20 protein-coding genes and 1 riboswitch are annotated in these 20,460 nt (G+C 70.9%); of the genes, 11 read left to right on the top strand and 9 right to left on the bottom strand.

The features are described from left to right. Positions 1-106 precede the first annotated feature (106 nt). Genes gatC through gatB form a run of 3 tightly spaced genes read left to right on the top strand, consistent with a single transcriptional unit; the run spans position 107 to position 3,386 of the window. Positions 107-406, top strand: coding sequence for an Asp-tRNA(Asn)/Glu-tRNA(Gln) amidotransferase subunit GatC (gatC, locus tag QTI20_RS28360; protein ID WP_183029052.1), 300 nt, complete (start codon positions 107-109; stop codon positions 404-406). Further along, positions 403-1,893 carry an Asp-tRNA(Asn)/Glu-tRNA(Gln) amidotransferase subunit GatA gene (gatA, locus tag QTI20_RS28355; RefSeq protein ID WP_286554885.1) on the top strand — a complete coding sequence of 497 codons (1,491 nt, stop codon included), beginning with the start codon at positions 403-405 and terminating at the stop codon, positions 1,891-1,893. The genes gatC and gatA overlap by 4 nt, the downstream gene beginning before the upstream one ends. Before the next feature lie 2 nt (positions 1,894-1,895). Continuing rightward, positions 1,896-3,386: an Asp-tRNA(Asn)/Glu-tRNA(Gln) amidotransferase subunit GatB gene (gatB, locus tag QTI20_RS28350; RefSeq protein ID WP_286554888.1), complete on the top strand. Its 1,491-nt coding sequence runs from the start codon at positions 1,896-1,898 to the stop codon at positions 3,384-3,386. Between the two features lie 18 nt (positions 3,387-3,404). Here gatB and QTI20_RS28345 read toward each other — a convergent pair whose 3' ends face one another. Further along, positions 3,405-4,082, bottom strand: coding sequence for a DUF4124 domain-containing protein (locus QTI20_RS28345; RefSeq protein WP_286554891.1), 678 nt, complete (start codon positions 4,080-4,082; stop codon positions 3,405-3,407). Between the two features lie 26 nt (positions 4,083-4,108). Then, on the bottom strand, positions 4,109-4,789 hold the full coding sequence (gene pyrE, locus QTI20_RS28340; RefSeq protein ID WP_183029056.1) for an orotate phosphoribosyltransferase: 681 nt from the start codon (positions 4,787-4,789) through the stop codon (positions 4,109-4,111). A 12-nt stretch (positions 4,790-4,801) separates the two neighbouring features. Here pyrE and QTI20_RS28335 point away from each other — a divergent pair, with 12 nt between their 5' ends. Next, the gene (locus QTI20_RS28335) at positions 4,802-5,605 is read left to right on the top strand and encodes an exodeoxyribonuclease III (RefSeq protein WP_286554893.1); all 804 of its coding nucleotides are present in this window, start codon (positions 4,802-4,804) and stop codon (positions 5,603-5,605) included. Between the two features lie 30 nt (positions 5,606-5,635). Here QTI20_RS28335 and QTI20_RS28330 read toward each other — a convergent pair whose 3' ends face one another. From QTI20_RS28330 to QTI20_RS28310, 5 genes are all read right to left on the bottom strand, one after another. Continuing rightward, a complete protein-coding gene (locus QTI20_RS28330) occupies positions 5,636-6,028 on the bottom strand; it encodes a VOC family protein (protein ID WP_286554896.1) in 393 nt (130 codons plus the stop codon). After that, on the bottom strand, positions 6,025-6,993 hold the full coding sequence (locus tag QTI20_RS28325; protein ID WP_183029059.1) for an isopenicillin N synthase family dioxygenase: 969 nt from the start codon (positions 6,991-6,993) through the stop codon (positions 6,025-6,027). The genes QTI20_RS28330 and QTI20_RS28325 overlap by 4 nt, the downstream gene beginning before the upstream one ends. Before the next feature lie 25 nt (positions 6,994-7,018). Beyond that, positions 7,019-8,035, bottom strand: a complete 1,017-nt coding sequence (locus QTI20_RS28320; RefSeq protein WP_286554900.1) for an ABC transporter substrate-binding protein — start codon at positions 8,033-8,035, stop codon at positions 7,019-7,021. Positions 8,036-8,178: 143 nt separating this feature from the next. Next, positions 8,179-9,102, bottom strand: coding sequence for a LysR family transcriptional regulator (locus QTI20_RS28315; protein WP_286554904.1), 924 nt, complete (start codon positions 9,100-9,102; stop codon positions 8,179-8,181). Between the two features lie 52 nt (positions 9,103-9,154). Further along, on the bottom strand, positions 9,155-10,591 hold the full coding sequence (locus QTI20_RS28310; RefSeq protein ID WP_286554906.1) for an SGNH/GDSL hydrolase family protein: 1,437 nt from the start codon (positions 10,589-10,591) through the stop codon (positions 9,155-9,157). A 187-nt stretch (positions 10,592-10,778) separates the two neighbouring features. Beyond that, positions 10,779-10,953: riboswitch (yybP-ykoY riboswitch) on the top strand. A 10-nt stretch (positions 10,954-10,963) separates the two neighbouring features. Between QTI20_RS28310 and mntP the strand changes: the two genes are divergently transcribed. Next, entirely contained in the window at positions 10,964-11,533 is a 570-nt protein-coding gene (mntP, locus tag QTI20_RS28305; protein ID WP_286554907.1) for a manganese efflux pump MntP, read from the top strand. A 17-nt stretch (positions 11,534-11,550) separates the two neighbouring features. Here mntP and QTI20_RS28300 read toward each other — a convergent pair whose 3' ends face one another. Continuing rightward, positions 11,551-12,393, bottom strand: a complete 843-nt coding sequence (locus tag QTI20_RS28300) for a M48 family metallopeptidase (RefSeq protein ID WP_286554909.1) — start codon at positions 12,391-12,393, stop codon at positions 11,551-11,553. A gap of 37 nt (positions 12,394-12,430) precedes the next feature. On the opposite strand from QTI20_RS28300, the gene QTI20_RS28295 reads away from it, so the two are divergent. From QTI20_RS28295 to QTI20_RS28270, 6 genes are all read left to right on the top strand, one after another. Continuing rightward, complete coding sequence (locus tag QTI20_RS28295; protein ID WP_286554911.1) at positions 12,431-13,798, top strand: AmpG family muropeptide MFS transporter; 1,368 nt, start codon at positions 12,431-12,433, stop codon at positions 13,796-13,798. Between the two features lie 93 nt (positions 13,799-13,891). Next, positions 13,892-15,115 carry a beta-ketoacyl-[acyl-carrier-protein] synthase family protein gene (locus tag QTI20_RS28290; RefSeq protein WP_286554912.1) on the top strand — a complete coding sequence of 408 codons (1,224 nt, stop codon included), beginning with the start codon at positions 13,892-13,894 and terminating at the stop codon, positions 15,113-15,115. Next, complete coding sequence (locus QTI20_RS28285) at positions 15,112-15,915, top strand: beta-ketoacyl synthase chain length factor (RefSeq protein WP_286554915.1); 804 nt, start codon at positions 15,112-15,114, stop codon at positions 15,913-15,915. Before QTI20_RS28290 ends, QTI20_RS28285 begins: the two co-directional genes overlap by 4 nt. 2 nt (positions 15,916-15,917) lie before the next feature. Continuing rightward, the gene (locus QTI20_RS28280; RefSeq protein WP_286554917.1) at positions 15,918-17,594 is read left to right on the top strand and encodes an NAD(P)/FAD-dependent oxidoreductase; all 1,677 of its coding nucleotides are present in this window, start codon (positions 15,918-15,920) and stop codon (positions 17,592-17,594) included. 128 nt (positions 17,595-17,722) lie between these two features. Continuing rightward, positions 17,723-18,445: a response regulator gene (locus tag QTI20_RS28275; protein WP_286554920.1), complete on the top strand. Its 723-nt coding sequence runs from the start codon at positions 17,723-17,725 to the stop codon at positions 18,443-18,445. Between the two features lie 19 nt (positions 18,446-18,464). Next, complete coding sequence (locus QTI20_RS28270) at positions 18,465-19,646, top strand: sensor histidine kinase (protein WP_286554922.1); 1,182 nt, start codon at positions 18,465-18,467, stop codon at positions 19,644-19,646. A gap of 7 nt (positions 19,647-19,653) precedes the next feature. On the opposite strand, the gene QTI20_RS28265 is transcribed toward QTI20_RS28270, so the two are convergent. Further along, positions 19,654-20,454 carry a glycosyltransferase family 2 protein gene (locus QTI20_RS28265; RefSeq protein WP_286554924.1) on the bottom strand — a complete coding sequence of 267 codons (801 nt, stop codon included), beginning with the start codon at positions 20,452-20,454 and terminating at the stop codon, positions 19,654-19,656. Positions 20,455-20,460 lie beyond the last annotated feature (6 nt).

The raw sequence follows: 20,460 nt of genomic DNA, 5'->3' as shown, positions 1-20,460 counted from the left end.
GCGGCAAAGGCGGGATAATACCCGAATCCCCTGGGTTTCCCCCGCCTTCGCCCCCTTTGCAGGGCCGGTTTAGCTGCCGTTTCGCTCGATTTCAGCTCGATTTCTCATGTCACTCACCTCTTCCGATATCGCCCGCATCGCGACGCTCGCGCGCCTGCAACTGGCGCCCGACGAAAGCACGCGGATGCTGGGCCAGATCAACGGCTTCTTCGACCTCGTCGAAACCATGCGCGCGGTCGACACCACCGGCGTCGAGCCGCTGGCCCATCCGGTGGCCGCGATCGAGGACATCACGCTGCGCCTGCGCGACGACGTGGCGAGCGAACCGAACGCCCGCGAGGCCAACCAGAAGAGTGCGCCCGCGGTCGAACGCGGCCTGTTCCTCGTCCCCAAGGTGATCGAATGAGCGCCGATCTGCACCAACTCGGCGTGGCCGGCCTGGCCAAGGCACTGGCCGCACGTGACGTGTCGGCCGTCGAAACGGCCCAGCACTTCCTGGACCGCATCCAGGCCCAGCCCGCGCTCGGCGCCTTCGTCGCGGTCGATGCCGACGTCACGCTGGCCCAGGCCCGCGCGGCCGACGCCCTGATCGCCGCCGGCAACGCGCCCGCGCTGGCCGGCGTGCCGATCGCGCACAAGGACATCTTCGTCACCACCGACTTCCCGACCACCGCCGGCTCGCGCATGCTGGCAGGCTACCGCTCGCCCTTCAACGCGACCGTGGTGCAGCGCCTGGCCGACGCCGGCGCGGTGACCCTGGGCAAGCTCAGCTGCGACGAGTTCGCGATGGGCTCGGCCAACGAAAACGTGGCCGTGCCGGCCGTGGGCGGCGACGCCGTGGTGCCGGCGCGCAACCCCTGGGACACCAGCCGCATTCCCGGCGGTTCCTCGGGCGGCAGCGCGGTCGCCGTGGCCGCGCGCCTGGCGCCGGCCGCCACCGGCACCGACACCGGCGGCTCGATCCGCCAGCCGGCCTCCTTCTGCGGCGTGACCGGCATCAAGCCGACCTACGGCCGCGCCTCGCGCTACGGCATGGTGGCCTTCGCCTCCAGCCTCGACCAGGCCGGCCCGATGGCCCGCTCGGCCGAGGACTGCGCGCTGCTGCTGTCGGCCCTGTGCGGCCCCGACCTCGACCGCGACTCGACCTCGATCGACCGCCCGGCCGAGGACTATGCGCGCACGCTGAACGGCTCGCTCGACGGCCTGCGCATCGGCGTGCCCAAGGAATTCCTGGGCGACGGCGTGGCCCCGGGCGTGCGCGCCGCGGTCGACGCGGCGCTGGCCGAATACGAGAAGCTGGGCGCGAAGCGCGTGGCCATCACGCTGCCGCGCACCGAGCTGTCGATCCCCGTCTACTACATCCTCGCGGCCGCCGAAGCGTCGAGCAACCTGAGCCGCTTCGACGGCGTGAAGTTCGGCCACCGCGCCAAGGACTACAAGGACCTGGCCGACATGTACGGCAGGACGCGCGCCGAAGGCTTCGGCGACGAGGTCAAGCGCCGCATCATGATCGGCACCTACGTGCTCTCGCACGGCTACTACGACGCCTACTACCTGCAGGCGCAGAAGGTGCGCCGCATGATCGCCGACGACTTCCAGCAGGCCTTCGCGCAGTGCGACCTGATCGCCGGCCCGGTGGCGCCGACCGTCGCCTGGAAGCTCGGCGAGCACGGCGACGATCCGGTGGCCGACTACCTGGCCGACATCTTCACGCTGCCCGCCTCGCTGGCCGGCCTGCCCGGCATGAGCCTGCCCGTGGGCTTCGGCGAACACGCGATGCCCGTGGGCCTGCAGCTGATCGGCAACTACTTCGCCGAAGCGAAGCTGCTCAATGCGGCGCACCGCTTCCAGCAGGCCACCGACTGGCATTCCCGCGCACCCCAGGGCATTTGACGATGAGCGAACCCGTGAACTCCTTCGAAGAACAACAACAGGGCCGCCCGACCGGCCCGCTGGTGCAGGGCTATGAGGTCATCATCGGCTTCGAGACCCATGCACAGCTCTCGACCGCGTCGAAGATCTTCAGCCGCGCCTCGACCGCCTTCGGCGCCGAGGCCAACACCCAAGCCTGCGCGGTCGACATGGCGCTGCCGGGCACGCTGCCGGTGATGAACAAGGGTGCGGTCGAACGCGCGATCAAGCTCGGCCTGGCGCTGGGCTCGACCATCGCGCCGCGCAGCGTGTTCGCGCGCAAGAACTACTTCTACCCCGACCTGCCCAAGGGCTACCAGATCAGCCAGTTCGAGATCCCGGTCGTGCAGGGCGGCGCGGTGTCCTTCCTGCTGGGCGAGGAGACCAAGACCGTGCGCCTGGTGCGCGCCCACCTCGAGGAGGACGCGGGCAAGTCGCTGCACGAGGACTTCATCGGCCAGTCGGGCATCGACCTGAACCGCGCCGGCACGCCGCTGCTGGAGATCGTGACCGAGCCCGACATGCGCTCCACCGCCGAGGCCGTGGCCTATGCCAAGGAGCTGCACAAGATCGTGACCTGGATCGGCATCTGCGACGGCAACATGCAGGAAGGCAGCTTCCGCTGCGACGCCAACGTGTCGGTGCGCAAGCCCGGCGACAAGCTGGGCACGCGGCGCGAGATCAAGAACCTGAACAGCTTCAAGTTCATGCAGCAGGCGATCGACTACGAGATCCGCTGGCAGATCGAGGAGATCGAGGACGGCCGCAAGGTGCAGCAGGCCACGGTGCTGTTCGACCCCGACACCGGCGAGACGCGCGCGATGCGCACCAAGGAAGACGCGGCCGACTACCGCTACTTCCCCGACCCCGACCTGCCGCCGCTGGCGATCGCGCCCGAATGGGTGGAGCGCGTGCGCGCCGAGATGCCCGAGCTGCCGCGCGCGATGGCCGAGCGCTATGTCGCGAGCCATGGCCTGTCGGCCTACGACGCGACGCAGCTCACGCAGAGCACCGCGCTGGCGGGCTACTTCGATGCCGCCGTGGCCGCGGGCGCAGCGCCCAAGCTGGCCAGCAACTGGATCACCGGCGAGATCGCGCGGCGCCTGAACACCCAGGACATCGCGATCACCGAAGCGCCGGTGAGCGCCGTGCAGCTCGCGAAGCTGATCGTGCGCATCGGCGACGGCACGGTGTCGAACAACGCCGCGCGCCAGGTCTTCGAGGCGCTGTGGACCGGCGAAGCCAGCGAGGTCGACGCGGTGATCGAGGCCAAGGGCCTCAAGCAGATGAGCGACTCCGGCGCGCTCGAAGCCATCATCGACGGCGTGCTCGCGACCAACGAGAAGAACATCGCCGAATACCGCGCGGGCAAGGACAAGGCCTTCAATGCGCTGGTGGGCCAGGTGATGAAGGCCAGCCAGGGCAAGGCCAACCCGGCGCAGGTCAATGCGCTGCTGAAGGCGAAACTGGGCTGAGGCCGCGGGCCCGGGCGCTCAGCGTCCGGCGCCGGCCCCACCGGGTGGCGCATTGGCCGCCCACAGCGGCTTGAGCCGCACGCGCTCCTCGTCGAAGCGCGCGTTCACGCGCTTCTTCTCGTCGTCCTGCGCGGCGATGAAGCGGTTCTGCACCGCCACGCTCTGCTCGTTGTCGTCGAGCTTGCGGCGCAGCGAGGGCGGCGCCTTGCTGACGTCCTTCCTGTAGAACTCCATCTCGTCGTCGACCGACTGGCGCTCCTTGGCCAGTTCGCCCAGCCGCTTGCGCGCGGCATCGATCACGGTGTCGATCTGCTGCATGGCCTCGACGCGTTCGCGCTCGTGGGTGGCGAGGTTGGGATAGCGCATGAGCAACGCGCGCTCGCGGCGGCGCTCCTCGTTGAGCCGCGCGGCCTGCTGCGCGGCCTGGCGCGCGCGTTCGTCGCGCTCGGCCTGCTCCTGGGCGGTGTAGCTGGGTTCGACGATGCGGCGGGCACCGCTGGGGCTCAGGGCGCGCTGCTCGCGGTCGCTGCAGTCGGGAATCGGGCGATCGGCCGTGAGCGTGCGGCCGCGGGCGTCGGTGCAGCTGTAGATGCTGCCGCCGGAGGGCGATGCAGACTGCGCGGCGACGGTGCCGGCCGCGAGCAGCGGCAGCAGCATCGACCAGGCCCCGGCGTGGGTTCGATCTTGCAGTGCCATTCCTTCTCCAGTTGCAGAGTCGCGCCTCAGGCGCCGTAACGCTCCCTGTAAGCCAGCACGCCCGCACGGTGGACTTCGAGCTCTCCCGTGCCTTGCGTCGTGAGGTACTGTAACAAGTCGTCCAGCGTGGCGATCGCCAGCACCTGCATGCCCAGCTGATCGCGGACATATTGCACGGCGCTGTGGGGCACGTCGACGCCGTTCTCGGTGGCGCGCTCCTGGCGGTCGAGCGCGATGGCCACCGCATGGGGCGTGGCGCCGGCGGCGCGGATCAGCGCGATCGATTCGCGCACCGCGGTGCCGGCGGACATCACGTCGTCGACGATCAGCACCCGCCCGCGCAGCGGCGCGCCGACCAGCGTGCCGCCCTCGCCATGGTCCTTGGCTTCCTTGCGGTTGTAGGCGAAGGGCACGCTGCGGCCGCGCCGCGCGAGTTCGGTCGCCACCGTGGCGCCCAGCGGGATGCCCTTGTAGGCCGGGCCGAGGATCATGTCGAACTCGAGCCCGCTGGCGATCAGCCGCTCTGCATAGAATTCGGCCAAGCGCAGCATCTTCGCGCCGTCGTCGAACAGGCCGGCGTTGAAGAAATACGGGCTCAGCCGGCCGGCCTTGGTCTTGAACTCGCCGAACCGCAGCACGCCGGACTCGATCGCGAATTGCACGAAATCCAGAGCCGCCGCAGCGCCCGCCTCATTCACCTCAGCCATCAGGAATTCCTTTTGTTCAAACTGACCAGTCTCAACCTCAACGGCCTGCGTTCGGCGACCACCAAGGGCGTGGCCGACTGGGTGGCCGAACTGGCGCCGGATTGTATTTGCATGCAGGAAATCCGCGTCCAGGCCAGCGACATCGAGGGCCGCTTCGAGCAGATGGCGGGCCTGCAGGGCCACTTCCACTTCGCCGAGAAGAAGGGCTACGCGGGCACCGCGATCTACACGAAACATGCGCCCAGCGCGGTGGTGGTGGGCTGGGGCGACGCCGAATTCGACGCCGAGGGCCGCTACCTCGAACTGCGCTTCGACACGCCGAAACGCAAGCTCTCGATCATCAGCTGCTACTTCCCCAGCGGCTCCTCGGGCGAGGAGCGCCAGGCGGCCAAGTTCCGCTTCCTCCAGGGCTTCTTCCCGCACCTGCTGGCGCTGAAGAAGGAACGCGAGTTCATCCTGTGCGGCGACATCAACATCGCGCACCAGGAGATCGACCTGAAGAACTTCAAGGGCAACATGAAGAACAGCGGCTTCCTGCCCGAGGAACGCGCCTGGATGACGCGCCTGCTCGACGCCGGCGCCGAAGGCGCGGGCCTGGTCGACGTCTACCGCAAGCTCAAGCCCGACACCACCGGCGAGGCCTACACCTGGTGGAGCAACCGCGGCCAGGCCTATGCGAAGAACGTGGGCTGGCGGCTGGACTACCACCTGGCCACGCCGGCGCTGGGCGCGCTGGCGCAGCACGAGTCGATCTACAAGACGGTGAAGTTCAGCGACCACGCGCCGATCACCATCGACTACGACTTCACGCTCTGAGCGACGCGGGAGCGGGGCCGGCCCGCGGCTTCAGGCCTCGGCGCTGACCCGGAAGATCTGGTGCTCGGGGTCGTGCAGCACCGCCTGCCAGTGCCCGTAGTAGGTCCGGTACGGTGCCTTGACGACACCGCCGCCCAGCGCGACGGCCCGGTGGGCTGCCGCGTCCACGTCGGCGCATGCGTCCAGCATGAAGGTCGCATAGGCCGTCACCGGCGCCGCGGCCTCTGCCGCCGGCCGGCGCTCGGCCAGCGCCAGCAGCTCGTAGGCTGCCTCGCCGTTGAACCCCAGCTCCGTCTCCCCGGCCGCCAGCGCCCGGTAGATCGGCGAGCGCAGCTGCGACAGTTCGGGAAGGCCGAGCAGCGCGCCGTAGAAGCGCACCTGGGCCTCGATGTCGCGGCAGAACAGGTTGAACAGCACCCTCATGCGGCCACCGTGCCGTAGGTGCGGCGGTACATCTCGCGCAGGTGCTCGCCGGCGGTGCAGGGCGCGAAGCGCGGCGCCTCGCCCGGCGCGACGGTGCCCGGCACCGCCTCGATCCGCGCCAGGTAGTCGGGCTCGTAGAAGAAGGGGATGGAATAGCGCGGACGGCCGTTCGAGTAGCGGTTGCGCACCCGGTGCGGGTTGGAGTGGTAGAGCCCGTTGGTCCAGCGCGGGATCATGTCGCCCAGGTTGACCACGAAGCAGCCCTCGATGGGCGTGGCCTCGGCCCAGCTGCCGTCGGGCATGGCCACCTCCAGCCCGCCGTGCATGTCCTGCGCCAGGATGGTGAGCGCGCCCCAGTCGGTGTGCGCGCCCGCGCCGAAGGTGAGCGCGTCGGCATCGGCCGGATGGGCGGGGTAGCGCAGCATGCGCAGCGTCATCATGGGGCTGGCGCTGGTGGCGTCGAAGTAGTCCTCGGGCAGCCGCAGCGACAGCGCCAGCAGCTGCATCAGGCGGCGCGACAGCGCCAGCAGGGTCTGGATGTAGGCCTCGCACAGCGCCGGTGCCTCGGGCACTTCGTCGGGCCACTGGTTGCCGCCGTAGGTCTGGTAGCCGGCCCGCACATAGGGATGGTCGTCGGGGTAGGCCATGCCGCAGTAGAAGCTCTCCTTGATGTCGGGCCGCGACGCCAGGTCCAGCGTCTGCGCGCCCAGCATCTCGTAGCCGCGCAGGGTGGGCGAATTTGCCATGGCCAGGCGTTCGCGGGTGCGCGGCGGCACGTCTTCCAGGAGCTGGCGCGCCAGTTCGAACTGGCGCGCCACCTGCTGCGGCGGCACGCCGTGGTGGCGCAGGTAGAAGAAGCCCGAGCCGATGGCGGCTTCGCGCAGCTGGGCGGCGACCTCGGCGCTGCGCGGGCCGCCGCGCGCCAGGGCGCCGTCGAGGTCGAGGATCGGAATGGAAGGGGTCATGGCGATGTGCTGCGCGATCGGGCGCTCAGCCGCGCAGGCGGCGCTCGGATGCGGCGGGCAGGAAGGCATCGGTCCAGACCTGCTCCAGGCCCAGCGTCGACGTCAGGCCGAAGGCGCCGACCGTCTCGTCGACGGTGGCCTGGATGCGCGACGGCAGGGCCGCGCCCCAGCCGTTGGCGCGGGTCTGCGCGGTCTTCATGGTGCCGTCGACGATCATGCGCAGGCGCTCGGCCTCCAGCGCTTCGGTGACCAGGGGTTCGCGCGCCTTGACGGCCGCGGCGCCGGCGGCCGGATCGGCGATGGCATCGAGCCAGCCGCGGGTCGAGGCCGCCACGAAGGCCTTCATCGCACCGGCATTGGCCATGGCGCCCGGGCCGGCCACCAGGCCGTTGCCATAGGACTTCATGCCGTAGTCGCTGAAGCGGTAGACGTCCAGCGTCGACAGGTCCACGCCGCGCGCCTTGAGGTTCAGCAGGCCGGTGAAATAGAAATAGGCGGCGGCATCGAAGTCGCCCTTGGCGAAGCGCATGTCGCCGGTGCCCGGTTCGACGTTCTCCCAGCGCACGCCCGAGGCATCGAAACCCTGCGCCTTGGCGAAGACCGGGAAGAGCTTGCGCGAGGCGTTGAAGGGCTGGCCCAGGATGGTCTTGCCGGCGAAGTCGGCGGGGCCGCGGATGGGCCCGCCCTTGCGCGCGATCACGGCGTTGGGGTTGAGGTCGTACTGGATGGCGACCGCCTTGAGGCCGCCGCCGGGGTTGCGCACGCCGAACTCGATCATGGAAGCCAGGTCGGCCGAGGCGGCGTCGTAGGCACCGCTGGCCACCAGGCTGATGGCGGCGGCCGAGCCGTTGCCGGTGTCGATGCTCACGTCCAGGCCCGCATCGCGGTAGTAGCCGCGGTTCTGCGCCAGCAGGAAGCCGGCGGCCGAGGCCTCGAAGCGCCAGCCGAGGTTGAACTTGAAGCGGGTGGCGCTGGCGCGTGCGATGCGGGCGGCGCCCAGGGCGGCAGCGGTGCTGGCCTGGAGCAGGAGACGGCGTTTCATGGGCGGGGTTCCTGGAGATCGAAGAAGGAGCGTTTCGACCGCACTGTAGGGACCGGACCGCGCTGCCGCCAAGCGCAGAATTAGCAGCTACCCGCTCGAAAAATCAGAGCAGGGGCGCGGGCCGCCGCCTCGGCGTGCTGCCCTCAGCCTGTCTCGCGCGCCTCGGCGCGCTCGATGGCCTCGGCCATCAGCCGGATCAGCGCGTCCAGCGCCGGCGGCATGGCGCGCCCCGCGCGCACGTAGACGCCCAGTTCGCACACCAGCGCACCGGGCGACCGCAGGGGCACGAAGACCAGCGTGCCCGCCGCCAGTTCGGCCTCCAGGCCCAGCCGGGTCTGGAACGCGATGCCCACGCCGCCGCGGGCCAGGTTGCGCATCAGCTCGATCGAGCCGGATTCCAGCGGGATCTGCAGCGCGCGCGTCTGCCGCTCCAGCCAGGGGTGCAGCAGCCAGCGCACCGAGAGGTCGGCGCTGGGCAGCAGCATCGGATGGCGCGCGCAGTCGTTCAGGCCGACCGTGCGCCGTGCGGCCAGCGGGTGCTCCGGCGTCATCACCGCGCCGATGGCGAAACGCCCCACGGCCATCTGCGTGAGCTCGGCCCGGCGCGGGAGCGAGAAGCCGATGGCCGCGTCGGCCTCGCCCTGGGCCACAGCGGCGGCCATCGCGCCGGAGCCGCTGGGCCGGGTGATCACGCGCACGCCCGGGTAGCGCTCCATCATCGCGGCCAGCACGCCGGGCAGGAAGGCGGCATGCAGGCCCTCCACCGCCCACAGCGTGACCTCGCCCTTGCGGATGCCGCGCAGCGCGTCGATCTCGCTGTCGACCCGGCGCGCGTCCTGCAGCACCATGATCACGTGGCGGGCCACCACCTCGCCCGCGGCGGTGAGCTTGAGCCCCTCGGGCAGCCGGTCGAACAGGGGCGAGCCGATCTGGTCCTCGAGCTCGAGCAGCTGGCGGTTGACCGCCGAGGACGCGATGTGCAGCCGGCGCGCCGCCTCGCGGATGGAGCCGGCGCGCCGGATCGCATCGAAGTACGACAGGGCACGGGCATGCAGGCGCAGGGTCATGCCGGGGATTTCAGCACGGATGCCCGGCGGCCGGCCCGCCGGGCGCGGCGCCTCAGAGCCAGCCGCGCGCCGCCATCTTCTCCAGCACATGCCTGGCGAGCAGCGCGTAGTAGTAGGGCGTGGGGTGCACCTCGTCGGCATAGGCGTAGTGGCTGACGTCGCCCGCGTTCAGGTTCGAGGCATTGCAGACCAGCGAGCTGCCCAGCGCGTTCCTGCCCTGCGACATGTCGCAGGCCGTGTCGGTCACGTTGCTGAGGCCGTAGGCGACGGGGTGGGCGACCGAATCCTGGTTCAGGGCGTAGACGTCCACCAGCAGCACCCGGGCCTCGCCGCCCAGGGCGGCGCTCAACTGGGCGTTGAAGGCCTGGCCCATGGCCGCGATCAGGGCCTGGACCTGCGGCGACTCGGCGCGCCCGGCCGGCGTCGAGGCGACGTCCGGCAGGTTGTTGACGGTCACGAACTGCGCGCCGTTGGCCAGGATCTGGGTCTTCACCAGCGTGGCCAGTTCGGCACCGGCCGCGGCCAGCGCGGACACGAGTTCGGGGCCGTGGGTCGTGACGTAGTCGGCGCCCGCGGCCTGGCCGGCGGCCGTCGCGTCGGCATTGGCCTGCGCCACCATCGGCCCGTAGACGGCGGGCGAACCCACCGTCGCATTGCCCGGCTGGTCGGCCGCGGCACCGATGGCCGCCTGCGTGATGGTGGCGAGCGTGGCGCCCGGCGCGGCGCTCGCGCCCTGGATGGCCTGCGTGATGGCCGCGGCCGCCGCACCCGGATCGGTGGCGTTGGCGGCCAGCTTGGCGACCAGGCTGGCGAAGTAGGCCTGCCGGCCGGCCGCGTCCCCGGCCGACGTGGCCGCGGCATCGAGTTCGGCCAGCTGGAACAGCACGTCGTTGCCGCCGGCCATCACGAAGACCATGTCGTCCGGCTTGAACCGGCCGCCGGACACGGCCAGGTGGTTGGCGATCTGCTGGCGCACGGGCACGGTCAGGCCGCCCAGCACGCTGCCGGTCAGCTTGTGGCTCGGTCCGATGGGGTTGCTCACGCGCGAGCCGCCCTGGGCGTAGCCGTAGCAGCCCGCATGGGCCACCACCGGCACCGAGAAGCCCTGCGACGCGTCGCCGTCGAGGCCGGTCTGCGCCGCGCAGGGTGCCGGCAGATTGAAGCGGGCGGCCGTCAGCTCGGTCCAGTTGCGGCCGGTCAGGGCCGGATCGATCGCGGTGTTGTCGCCGTTGATGGTGAACTTGCCGCCGCCCAGGGCCTTGACCGTGCCCACCGCGTAGCTGCCGACATCGGACAGGCTGTCGCCGAAGGAGATCTGGGCCCCGAAGGCGGGCTTGGGCGCGGGCTCCGGTTGCGGCGAAGGTGCGGGGGCTGGCGCGGGGACCGGCGCGGGCGCGGGTGCCGGCGCCGGTGCGGCACCGTTGTCGCCGCCACCGCAGGCGCTCAGGAGGGACAGGGCCAGCAGGGCCGCCAGGTGCAGTTTGCGCATGAAGTCTCCGTTTTTTCGAGTCGCGGCAACACGGGCCGCCGCTCGCCGACGGGTGGCCATCGGTCCTTGTGCGGCCCATTCTCGCATCGCCGTAACAGAAAGTGACAGCGCCGTTTCACGCCGTGCGCGCCGCCGGTCAGACCGTGCACCCGCAGGGGCATCGGCCGGCGGTTATGCTCGGCGCTCTCCTATGGGGAGTAGCCGGCTTCCGCCTTTTTCGTGGAAGCGCCTGCGTCAACACACTCGGCCCGCCTCGCGGGCTGTGGCGCCGGCAACCTTTCGGGTTGGCGAGACCATCGGCGTGCCAGCACGACAACAGGTCGGGCAGTGGTGGCGCGCCGTTGCGTTCGCCCGGCCGGAAAAAGACCCCCGATGAATTTCGTCTCCATCTCGCTGCTGTCGCTGGCGATGTCCACCGACGCCTTCGCCGCCGCCGTCGGCAAGGGCACGGCCCTGCAGAACCCCCGTTGGCGCGAAGCGCTGCGCACCGGCGCGATCTTCGGCGTGATCGAGGCGCTCACGCCCCTGGCCGGCTGGGCCCTGGGCCTGGGCGCCGCCAGCTACGTCAAGGCCTGGGACCACTGGATCGCCTTCGTGCTGCTGGGCGTGCTGGGCCTGCGCATGGTGTGGGCCGGCTTCGCCGCGCCGGAGACCGAGCAGCCGGACAAGCCCGAGCGCCACGGCTTCTGGCTGCTGGCCGTGACCGGCTTCGCCACCAGCATCGACGCCATGGCGGTCGGCGTGGGCCTGGCCTTCCTCGACGTCGACATCCTGCCGGTGGCCGCGGCGATCGGCTTCACCACCTTCCTCATGGTGACGCTGGGCGTGATGGTGGGCCGGGTGCTGGGCGCGGTGGCCGGCAAGCGGGCCGAGATCATCGGCGGCGTGGTGCTGTTCGGCATCGGTACCGCCATCCTCTGGGAGCACCTGGCCGCGGGCTGAGCCCGGCCCGGCGGCCTTCAGCCGCGCTTCGCCGCGCGGTACAGGCCGTCGACCTTGGGCACGTTGGCTTCGAGGATGCGGATGCGGTCGGTGCCGCTGGGATGGGTCGAGAGAAAGTTCAGCCCGCCCTCGTTCTTCGAGGCCGCGGCCATCTTGGTCCAGAGCGACACCGAGGCCCGCGGGTCGTAGCCCGCGCGCGCCGCGAGCTCGAGGCCGACCAGGTCGGCGTCGGTCTCGTCGCCCCGGCTGAACTTGAGCGTGAGCAGCTGCGTGCCGGCCTTCGCCACCATGTTGCCCACCTCGCCCAGGCCGAACAGCTGCGAGGCGATCGACAGCGCCGCGCCCGTGCCCGCGCTCTTGGCCATGCGGGCACGCGCGTGCTCGCGTAGCGCGTGCGCCATCTCGTGGCCCATGACCATCGCGACCTCGTCGTCGCCGAGCTTGAGCTGGTCGAGGATGCCGGTGTAGAAGGCGATCTTGCCGCCGGGCAGGCAGAAGGCGTTGATCTGCTTGCTGCCGATCAGGTTGACCTGCCACTTCCATTGCGCGGCCCGCGGGTTCCAGCTGCCGACGAAGGGGATCAGCCGCGCGGCGATCGCGCGCAGGCGCTGCAGCTGCGGATGGCCGTCGGGCGCCAGCGCGCCCTGGGCCTTGGCCTTGGCCAGCAGCTCGCCGTACTGCTGCACGCCGGCCTGCTCGACGGTGTCGGCGGGCACCAGGTTGCGCGCCATCGAGGACTGGCCCACGTCGACCTGCGCCAGCACCGGCGCGGCCGAGACGGCGGCACCGGCCCCCGCGAGGCGCAGAAAGGCGCGACGGCCGTGCCAGGGACCCAGAAGAAGCTCGCAGCGTGAACACATGCGGGAATAATAAGCAGCCATTCCGATCGCCCCCTCAATGTCCCCACCCACGGCTGCCGAAGCTTCCTCCACCGCTCCCCCCGAGGCACCGCTGTCCTGGCGCGACTCGCTGCGGGTCTACCTCGAACCCGCGACGCTGCGCATGCTGGCGCTGGGCTTCTCCGCCGGCCTGCCGCTGCTGCTGGTGCTGGGCACGCTGAGCTTCCGGCTGCGCGAGGCCGGGGTGGCGCGCACCGACATCGGCTACCTGAGCTGGGTCGGGCTGGTCTATGCCTTCAAGTGGGCCTGGGCGCCGCTGGTCGACCGGCTGCCGATCCCGCTCTTCACCCGGCTCATGGGCCGGCGCCGCAGCTGGCTGCTGCTGGCGCAGGCGCTGGTGATCGCCGGGCTGGTGGGCATGGCGCTGGCCGATCCGCGCGCCGGGTTGCGGCCGCTGGTGTGGTGCGCGCTGCTGGTGGCCTTCGGCTCGGCCACGCAGGACATCGCGCTCGACGCCTTCCGCATCGAATCGGCCGAGACGCGCAAGCAGGCGGCGCTGGCCGCGGCCTACCAGACCGGCTACCGCATGGCGATGATCTGGGCCGGCGCGGGCGTGCTGTGGATCGCGGCCTGGGCCGAAATGTCGGTGGCGGAGGCCGCCACCACCGGCTACCAGAACGGCGCCTGGCGCATCGCCTATTTCGTCATGGCCGCCTCGATGGCCGTGGGCATGCTGACGGTGCTGGTGTCGGCCGAGCCGGCGCGGCGCGTGCTGCCGCCGGCGCGCAACACGGCCGAGTGGCTGCACAGCGTGCTGATCGAGCCCTTCGCCGACTTCATCCGGCGCTACAAGTGGCAGGCCGCGCTGATCCTCTCGCTGATCGCGATCTACCGCATCAGCGACGTGGTGATGGGCATCATGGCCAACCCCTTCTACGTGGACATGGGCTTCACCAAGGACGAGGTCGCCACGGTCAGCAAGATCTACGGCGTGGTGATGACGCTGGTGGGCGCCTTCGTCGGCGGCGTGCTGTCGATGCGCTTCGGCGTGATGCGCGTGCTGATGCTGGGCGCGGTGCTCAGCGCGGGCAGCAACCTGCTGTTCGCCTGGCTGGCGATGCGCGGCCACGACCTGGGGCTGCTGGTCTTCGTGGTGTCGGCCGACAACCTCGCGGGCGGCATTGCCTCGGCGGCCTTCATCGCCTACCTGTCGAGCCTGACCAACATCAGCTACTCGGCCACGCAGTACGCGCTGTTCAGTTCGCTGATGCTGCTGCTGCCCAAGTTCCTGGCCGGCTACTCGGGCGTCTTCGTCGACGCCTACGGCTATTCGGCCTTCTTCGTCGCGACCGCGGCGCTGGGCCTGCCGGTGCTGGTGCTGGTGGCGCTGGCGGCGCGCTGGCAGCGGGCCGGCGACGGCGGTTGACCGGGGGCACGGGGCATTGGCCGACGCGGCGGCGCCACGGCCGCTGCTAGTCTGTGGCATCGTTCACGCTTCGCCACTTCCCAGCCCACCACCGTGCCGTCCCGCATCCCTCCCCTCCAGATCAGCGCGTACACCGCGACGTCGGCCGTCGGCGTCGGCAAGACGCCGCTGCTCGACGCCCTCGAAAACTCGCGCAGCGGGCTGCGGCCCAACGACTTCGGCGACCTGCCGGCCAGCGGCCAGCGCCTGCCGACCTGGATCGGCCGGGTCGACGGCCTCGAAGCCCTGACGCTGCCCGAGTCCCTGGCTTCCTGGGACTGCCGCAACAACCGCCTGGCCTGGCTGGGCCTGCAGGCCGACGGCTTCGCCGAGGCGGTGGCCGCGGCCCGCGCCAAGTACGGCCCGGCGCGCGTGGCCGTGATCCTCGGCACCTCGACCTCCAGCATCGGCGAGACCGAAGCCGCCTACACCGAACTGACGTCCGACGGTGGCTTCCCGGCCGCGCAGCAGCGCCCGCTGGTCCACACGCCGCATTCGCTGTCCATGTTCGTGCAGGCCGCGCTGGGGCTCGAAGGCCCGTCGGAAACCATCTCGACCGCCTGCTCCTCGAGCGGCAAGGCCTTCGCCTCGGCCGAGCGGCTGATCCGCCTGGGGCTGGTCGATGCGGCCGTGGTCGGCGGCGTCGACACGCTGTGCGGCAGCGTGCTCTACGGCTTCAATTCGCTGGAGCTGGTGTCGCCCCAACCCTGCCGCCCTTTCGACGCGGCGCGCGACGGCATCAGCCTGGGCGAGGCCGCGGGCTTCGCGCTGGTCGAACGTGCCGCCACCGACGCGCCCGCCGATGCGCTCTACCTGCTGGGCTACGGCGAGGCCAGCGACGCCCACCACATGTCGACGCCGCACCCGCAGGGCGCGGGCGCCGAGCGCGCGCTCGACGACGCGCTGGCGCGTTCCGGCCTCGGCACCGACGACATCGACTACATCAACATGCACGGCACGGCCAGCACCAAGAACGACGAGGTGGAAGGCGCGCTGATCACGCGGCGCTTCCCCGAAAGCACGCACGCGAGCTCGACCAAGGGCTTCACCGGTCACACGCTGGGCGCGGCCGGCATCGTCGAGGCGGCCATCAGCCTGCTCTCGCTCGAGACCGGCCTGATGCCGGGCACCGTGAACACCAGCGTGCTCGACACCGACTGCGGCCCGCAGATCAAGCTGCAGCCCGCGCGCGGCGAGGTGAAGTACGCCCTGTCCAATTCCTTCGGCTTCGGCGGCAACAACTGCGCGCTGATCTTCGGCAAGGGAGCCGCCGCATGAGCACGCCCACCCTCTACATCGAAGGCCCGGCCTTCTGGGCCCCCACCCTGCCCGGCTGGGACATCGCCCGCGCGGCCTTCAACGGCACCGGCGCGCCGGTCGACCCGCCGGCCAAGCGGCCCGCGCCGCAGGTGCTGGCACCGGCCGAGCGCCGCCGCGCGCCCGACACCGTGGCGCTGGCGCTCGAAGTCGCGGCGCAGGCCGTGGCAGCGTCCGGCCGCGAGGCCAAGGACCTGCCCTGCGTGTTCGCCTCGGCGCACGGCGACCTGGGCATCAACGACTACATGTGCGGCACGCTGGCGGCCGACCCGACCATGCTGTCGCCGATCAAGTTCCACAACTCGGTGCACAACGCCGCGGTGGGCTACTGGACCATCGGCACCGGCTGCATGGAAGCGAGCAACTCGGTCTCGGCCTTCGAGGCCACCTTCGCCTCGGCGCTGCTCGAAGCCGCGGCCCAGTGCGCGGCCGACGACCAGGCCGTGCTGCTGGTGGGCTACGACATGCCCGCCGTCGGCGCGCTGGCCTCGGTCACGACCAGCCGCGGCCTGCTGGCGGCGGCGCTGGTGATCGCGCCCGCGCGCACCGAGCGCACGGTCGCGGCCTTCGACTGGTCGCTGGCCACCGGCCCTTCCACGCCGGCGGCACCGCGCTCCGAAGCGGCGCAGGCGCTCAGCGCCAACGCGATCGCCGACGCGCTCCCCCTGTTCGAGGCCCTCGCCGGCGGCCGCTCGGAAACCGTCTCGATGCCGCTCTCGGCGCAACTCTCGCTGCAACTGCAGCTTCGACAGCAAGGCTGAACATGACGACCCCCACCACGCCGACCGGCTCGCATCCGCAGCAACACGACGTGGTGATCATGGGCGGGGGGCTGGCCGGCCTCACGCTGGCGCTGCAGCTCAAGCAGCGCTTTCCCGACATCGACGTGCTGGTGCTCGAACGCCGCAGCCACCCGGTGCCCCATGCGGCGCACAAGGTGGGCGAGTCGTCGGTGGAGATCGGCGCGCGCTACTTCGACACGGTGCTGGGCCTGAAGCCGCACATGCAGGGCGAACAGCTGCGCAAGTTCGGCTTCCGCTTCTTCTTCAGCGAGGGCCGGCGCGACATCGACCAGGTGACCGAGATCGGCGCCAGCCGCTACCTCGCGGTGCCCAGCTACCAGATCGACCGCGGCATCTTCGAGAACTACCTGGCCGAGGAGGCCGCCCGGCGCGGCGTGAAGTTCATCGACCATGCGCTGGTGCGCGGCATCGAGCTGGCCGAGGACACGCATGCGCCGCACACGCTGCGCTGGACCCGCGACGGCGAAACCCACACCATCGCCGCGCGCTGGCTGATCGACGCCTGCGGCCGCGCGGGCATGCTCAAGCGCAAGCTGGGCCTGGCCGAGCCCAATGCGCACGACGCCAATGCGGTGTGGTTCCGCATCAGCGACCGCATCACGCTCGACGACTGGAGCGACGACCCCGAATGGCGCGCGCGCTGCACGCCGCAGGCGCGCTGGCTCTCCACCAACCACCTGGTGGGCGCGGGCTACTGGGTCTGGCTGATCCCGCTGGCCTCGGGCTCGCATTCGGTGGGCATCGTGGCCGACCCCAAGTACCACCCGCTCGACACCATGGACAGCTTCGACAAGGCCATGGACTGGTTCGCGCGCTACCAGCCGCGGCTGTTCGACGAACTCGACGGCAAGCGGCACCTGCTGCAGGACTTCGCCTTCTTCAAGAACTTCTCGTACGGCTGCAAGCAGGTGTTCTCGGACCGGCGCTGGGCGCTCACCGGCGAGGCGGGCCTGTTCCTCGACCCCTTCTATTCGCCCGGCAGCGACTTCATCGCCATCGGCAACACCTACATCACCGACCTGATCGGCCACGACCGCGCCGGCCATTCGCTGAGCGCGCGCGCCCAGCTCTACGACCAGCTCTACCACTCGTTCTACGAGAGCACCCTGGCGCTCTACCAGGACCAGTACGGCCTGTTCGGCGACCCCGAGGTGCTGCCGGTGAAGGTGATCTGGGACTACACCTACTACTGGGGCGTGCTCGCGCAGATCTTCTTCCACGACCGGCTGACCGACCTGGCGCTGCTGGGCAGCCTGAAGGAAGAGCTGCAGCATTCGCAGGCCCTCAACATCGAAGTGCAGGCGCTGATGCGCGCCTGGTCGGCGGCCAGCCCCAAGCACAACGCGGCCGTGATGCTCGACCAGGCCTCGCTGCCCTGGTTCGCCGAACTCAACCGCAGCATGAACGACACGCTCGACGACGCCGCCTTCCAGGCCCGCATCCGGGGCTCGGTGGCCCAGCTGCACCAGCTCGCGCAGGAGATCCGCGATCGCGCGCTGGCCTGCGACCCGACGATCGACGACAGCGCGCTGCGATCCCTTCTCGCCCCGCACAGGCAGGCGAGCCCGAATGCCGGGACGACCATGCTGTTCGACGCGCCCCCGTCCCCTTCCAGGACCACCGCGGAACCGGCTTAGCCGGGCCGCTGGTGGTGCCCCCGGTCGGGGGTTGGCGAAGCGACACGCAGTGTGCGCCGCCTCGGGGGCGAGCATGTTTACTTTAACTTTACGGAGCGTTCAAGCCGACTTGTCGGCACCGGAACATCATGGCGGCCATGAGCACACCCCAGATCCTGATGATCGAAGACGACGCCCGCCTCGCGCAGATGGTGAGCGAGTACCTGGCGCAATCGGGTTTCGGCGTCAGGCACGCGGCGGACGGCGGTGCCGGCCTGGCGCAGCTGCAGGAGCACGCACCCGACCTGGTGATCCTCGACCTGATGCTGCCCGACATCGACGGCCTCGAAGTCTGCCGCCGCATCCGCGCGCTGCCGGGCGCGCTGGCCAAGGTGTCGATCCTCATGCTCACCGCCAAGGGCGATCCGATGGACCGCATCATCGGCCTGGAGATCGGCGCCGACGACTACCTGCCCAAGCCCTTCGAGCCGCGCGAGCTGCTGGCGCGCATCCGCGCGGTGCTGCGCCGGCGCAGCGACAACACCAGCGAGACGACCGCAGCCGAGGTGGTGCGCTTCGGCACGCTCGAGATCGACCGCAACGCGCGCAGCGTGACGGTCGGCGGCGTGCTGGCCGACCTCACCTCCTACCAGTTCGACCTGCTGGTCGCGATGGCCGAACGCGCGGGCCGCGTGCTCACGCGCGACCAGATCATGGAAGCCGTGCGCGGCCGCGAACTCGAGGCCTTCGACCGCTCGATCGACGTGCACATGGGCCGCATCCGGGCCGCGATCGAGGTCGATGCGAAGAACCCCAAGCGCATCCTCACGGTGCGCGGCGTGGGCTACGTGTTCGCCAAGCAGCAGGACTGAGGCGAAGGCTGCCACGACCATGATCCGGCTCTTCACCCGCCACCTCTACGTGCGCATCTGGCTGGCGGTGCTGGCCGGCGTGGCCGTGGTGACGCTGGCTGCGGGCTGGGCCTGGCAGATGGCCGACGAGCAGCGCAGTGCGCCGCTGCCGCGCGAGGTGGTGCTGCGCGACGCGCAGGACCGCGTGATCGGCACCGGCCAGTCGCTGCGCACCAACCGGCCCGGCGAGGGCCTGGAGTTCACCGTCACGCTCAAGGACGGCCAGAACTTCCAGATGCAGTTCGGCCCGCGCCAGAACCGCGCGGGCGGCCCGCCGCCCTGGTCGCGGCCGCAGGGCTTCTTCTGGCTGCTGGGGCTGGTCGGGCTGGCGGTGGCGATCGGCCTGTTCCCCGTCGTGCGGCGCCTCACGCAGCGGCTCGAGACCCTGCAGCGCGGCGTGCAGCGCTGGGGCGAAGGCGACCTGTCGGCACGCGTGCCCGAAGAGGGGCAGGACGAGGTGGCCGACCTCTCGAAACGCTTCAACGCGGCCGCCGCGCGCGTCGAGACGCTGGTGCGCTCGCACAAGTCGCTGCTGGCCAACGCCTCGCACGAACTGCGCTCGCCGCTCACGCGCATCCGCATGGGCCTGGAGCTGATCGGCGAACGCCCCAGCCCCGGCGCGCGCGACGAGATCTCGCGCAACATCGGCGAGCTCGACCAATTGATCGACGAGATCCTGCTCGCGAGCCGGCTCGACGCCAGCGAAGCCGACATGGGCACCGTCGAGACGGTCGACCTGCTGGGCCTGGCGGCCGAGGAATGCGCGCGCACCACGGCCGAGCTCGACCTGGCCGAGGGCACCGACAGCGCGGCGCTGCAGGTGCGCGGCGTTTCGCGGCTGCTGCGGCGCGCGATCCGCAACCTGCTGGAGAACGCGCGCCGCTACGGCGCGGGCGAGATCAGCCTGCAGCTCGCGACGCACGGCGACCAGGTCCGCCTGAGCGTGAGCGACCGCGGGCCGGGCGTGCCGCCCGCCCTGCGCGACCGCATCTTCGAGCCCTTCTACCGCCTGCCGGGCGCGAGCGAGCGCGATGGCGGCGTGGGGCTGGGCCTGGCGCTGGTCAAGTCGATCGTGGAGCGCCACGAAGGCACGGTGCACTGCGAAGACCGGCCCGGCGGCGGCGCGAGCTTCGTGCTCGAGCTGCCGATGCGCGCAGCCTGAACCGCGTCTAGCGGCCGACCTGGCTGCTCAGCGATGCGCGGTCGTAGTGCAGCGCCGCGTAGCGGAAGAAGGCCTCGAGCGCCACGAAGTAGCAGTACAGGAAACCGGCGCCCCCGCAGAGGAAGCCGAGCCGGAACACATAGAGCCGCAGGAACATCGCGGTGCCGCCGGCCATGCCGCGCAGCACGCCGCCGCGCTTGCCCAGCGCGGCCCGCTTGGCGGCGCCGAGCATCGCGTACTGCGTGAGCTTTTCCAGGCTGCCGCGCACCGTCTCGCGCGAGTGGTGCAGCAGCTTGCCGCGCAGCACATGGCGCGGCGCCTCGGCGAAGCCCGGATTGAACACCGCCTCCTCGTGCACCACGCCGGTGTAGCCCGCCAGCATGTCGCGCCGGAACAGCCGCTCCGGGCCCTTGCCCGCGCGGTAGGCCTTGAGCTCGTGCCCGTAGGCCACCATGCGCCAGCAGACGCGCCAGACGGCAGCCTCGTTGGAACGCACCGCCGCCTCGATCTGCGCCTGCAGCGCGGGCGTGACGACCTCGTCGGCGTCGAGGAAGAAGACGAAGTCGCCGGTGGCGTGTTCGAGCAGCCGGCTGCGCTGCACGCCGAAGCCCTGCCAGTCGGGGTAGACCACCACGGTGGCGCCCGCGGCCTGCGAACGCGCGACCGTGGCGTCGGTGCTGCCGCTGTCGATCACCAGCAGCTGGTCGGCGAAGGCGGCGCTGCGCAGGCAAACCTCGATGCGGTGCGCCTCGTTCTTGGCGAGCACGCCGATGGTCAGCGTGGGCCTTGCGGCAGGCGCCTGGGTCACGCGATG

The organism is Variovorax sp. J2P1-31 (assembly GCF_030317215.1).
Taxonomy (GTDB): Bacteria; Pseudomonadota; Gammaproteobacteria; order Burkholderiales; family Burkholderiaceae_C; genus Variovorax.
The sequence above is the reverse complement of the archived record's forward strand: the minus strand, read 5'-3'. Positions and strand labels throughout refer to the sequence as shown.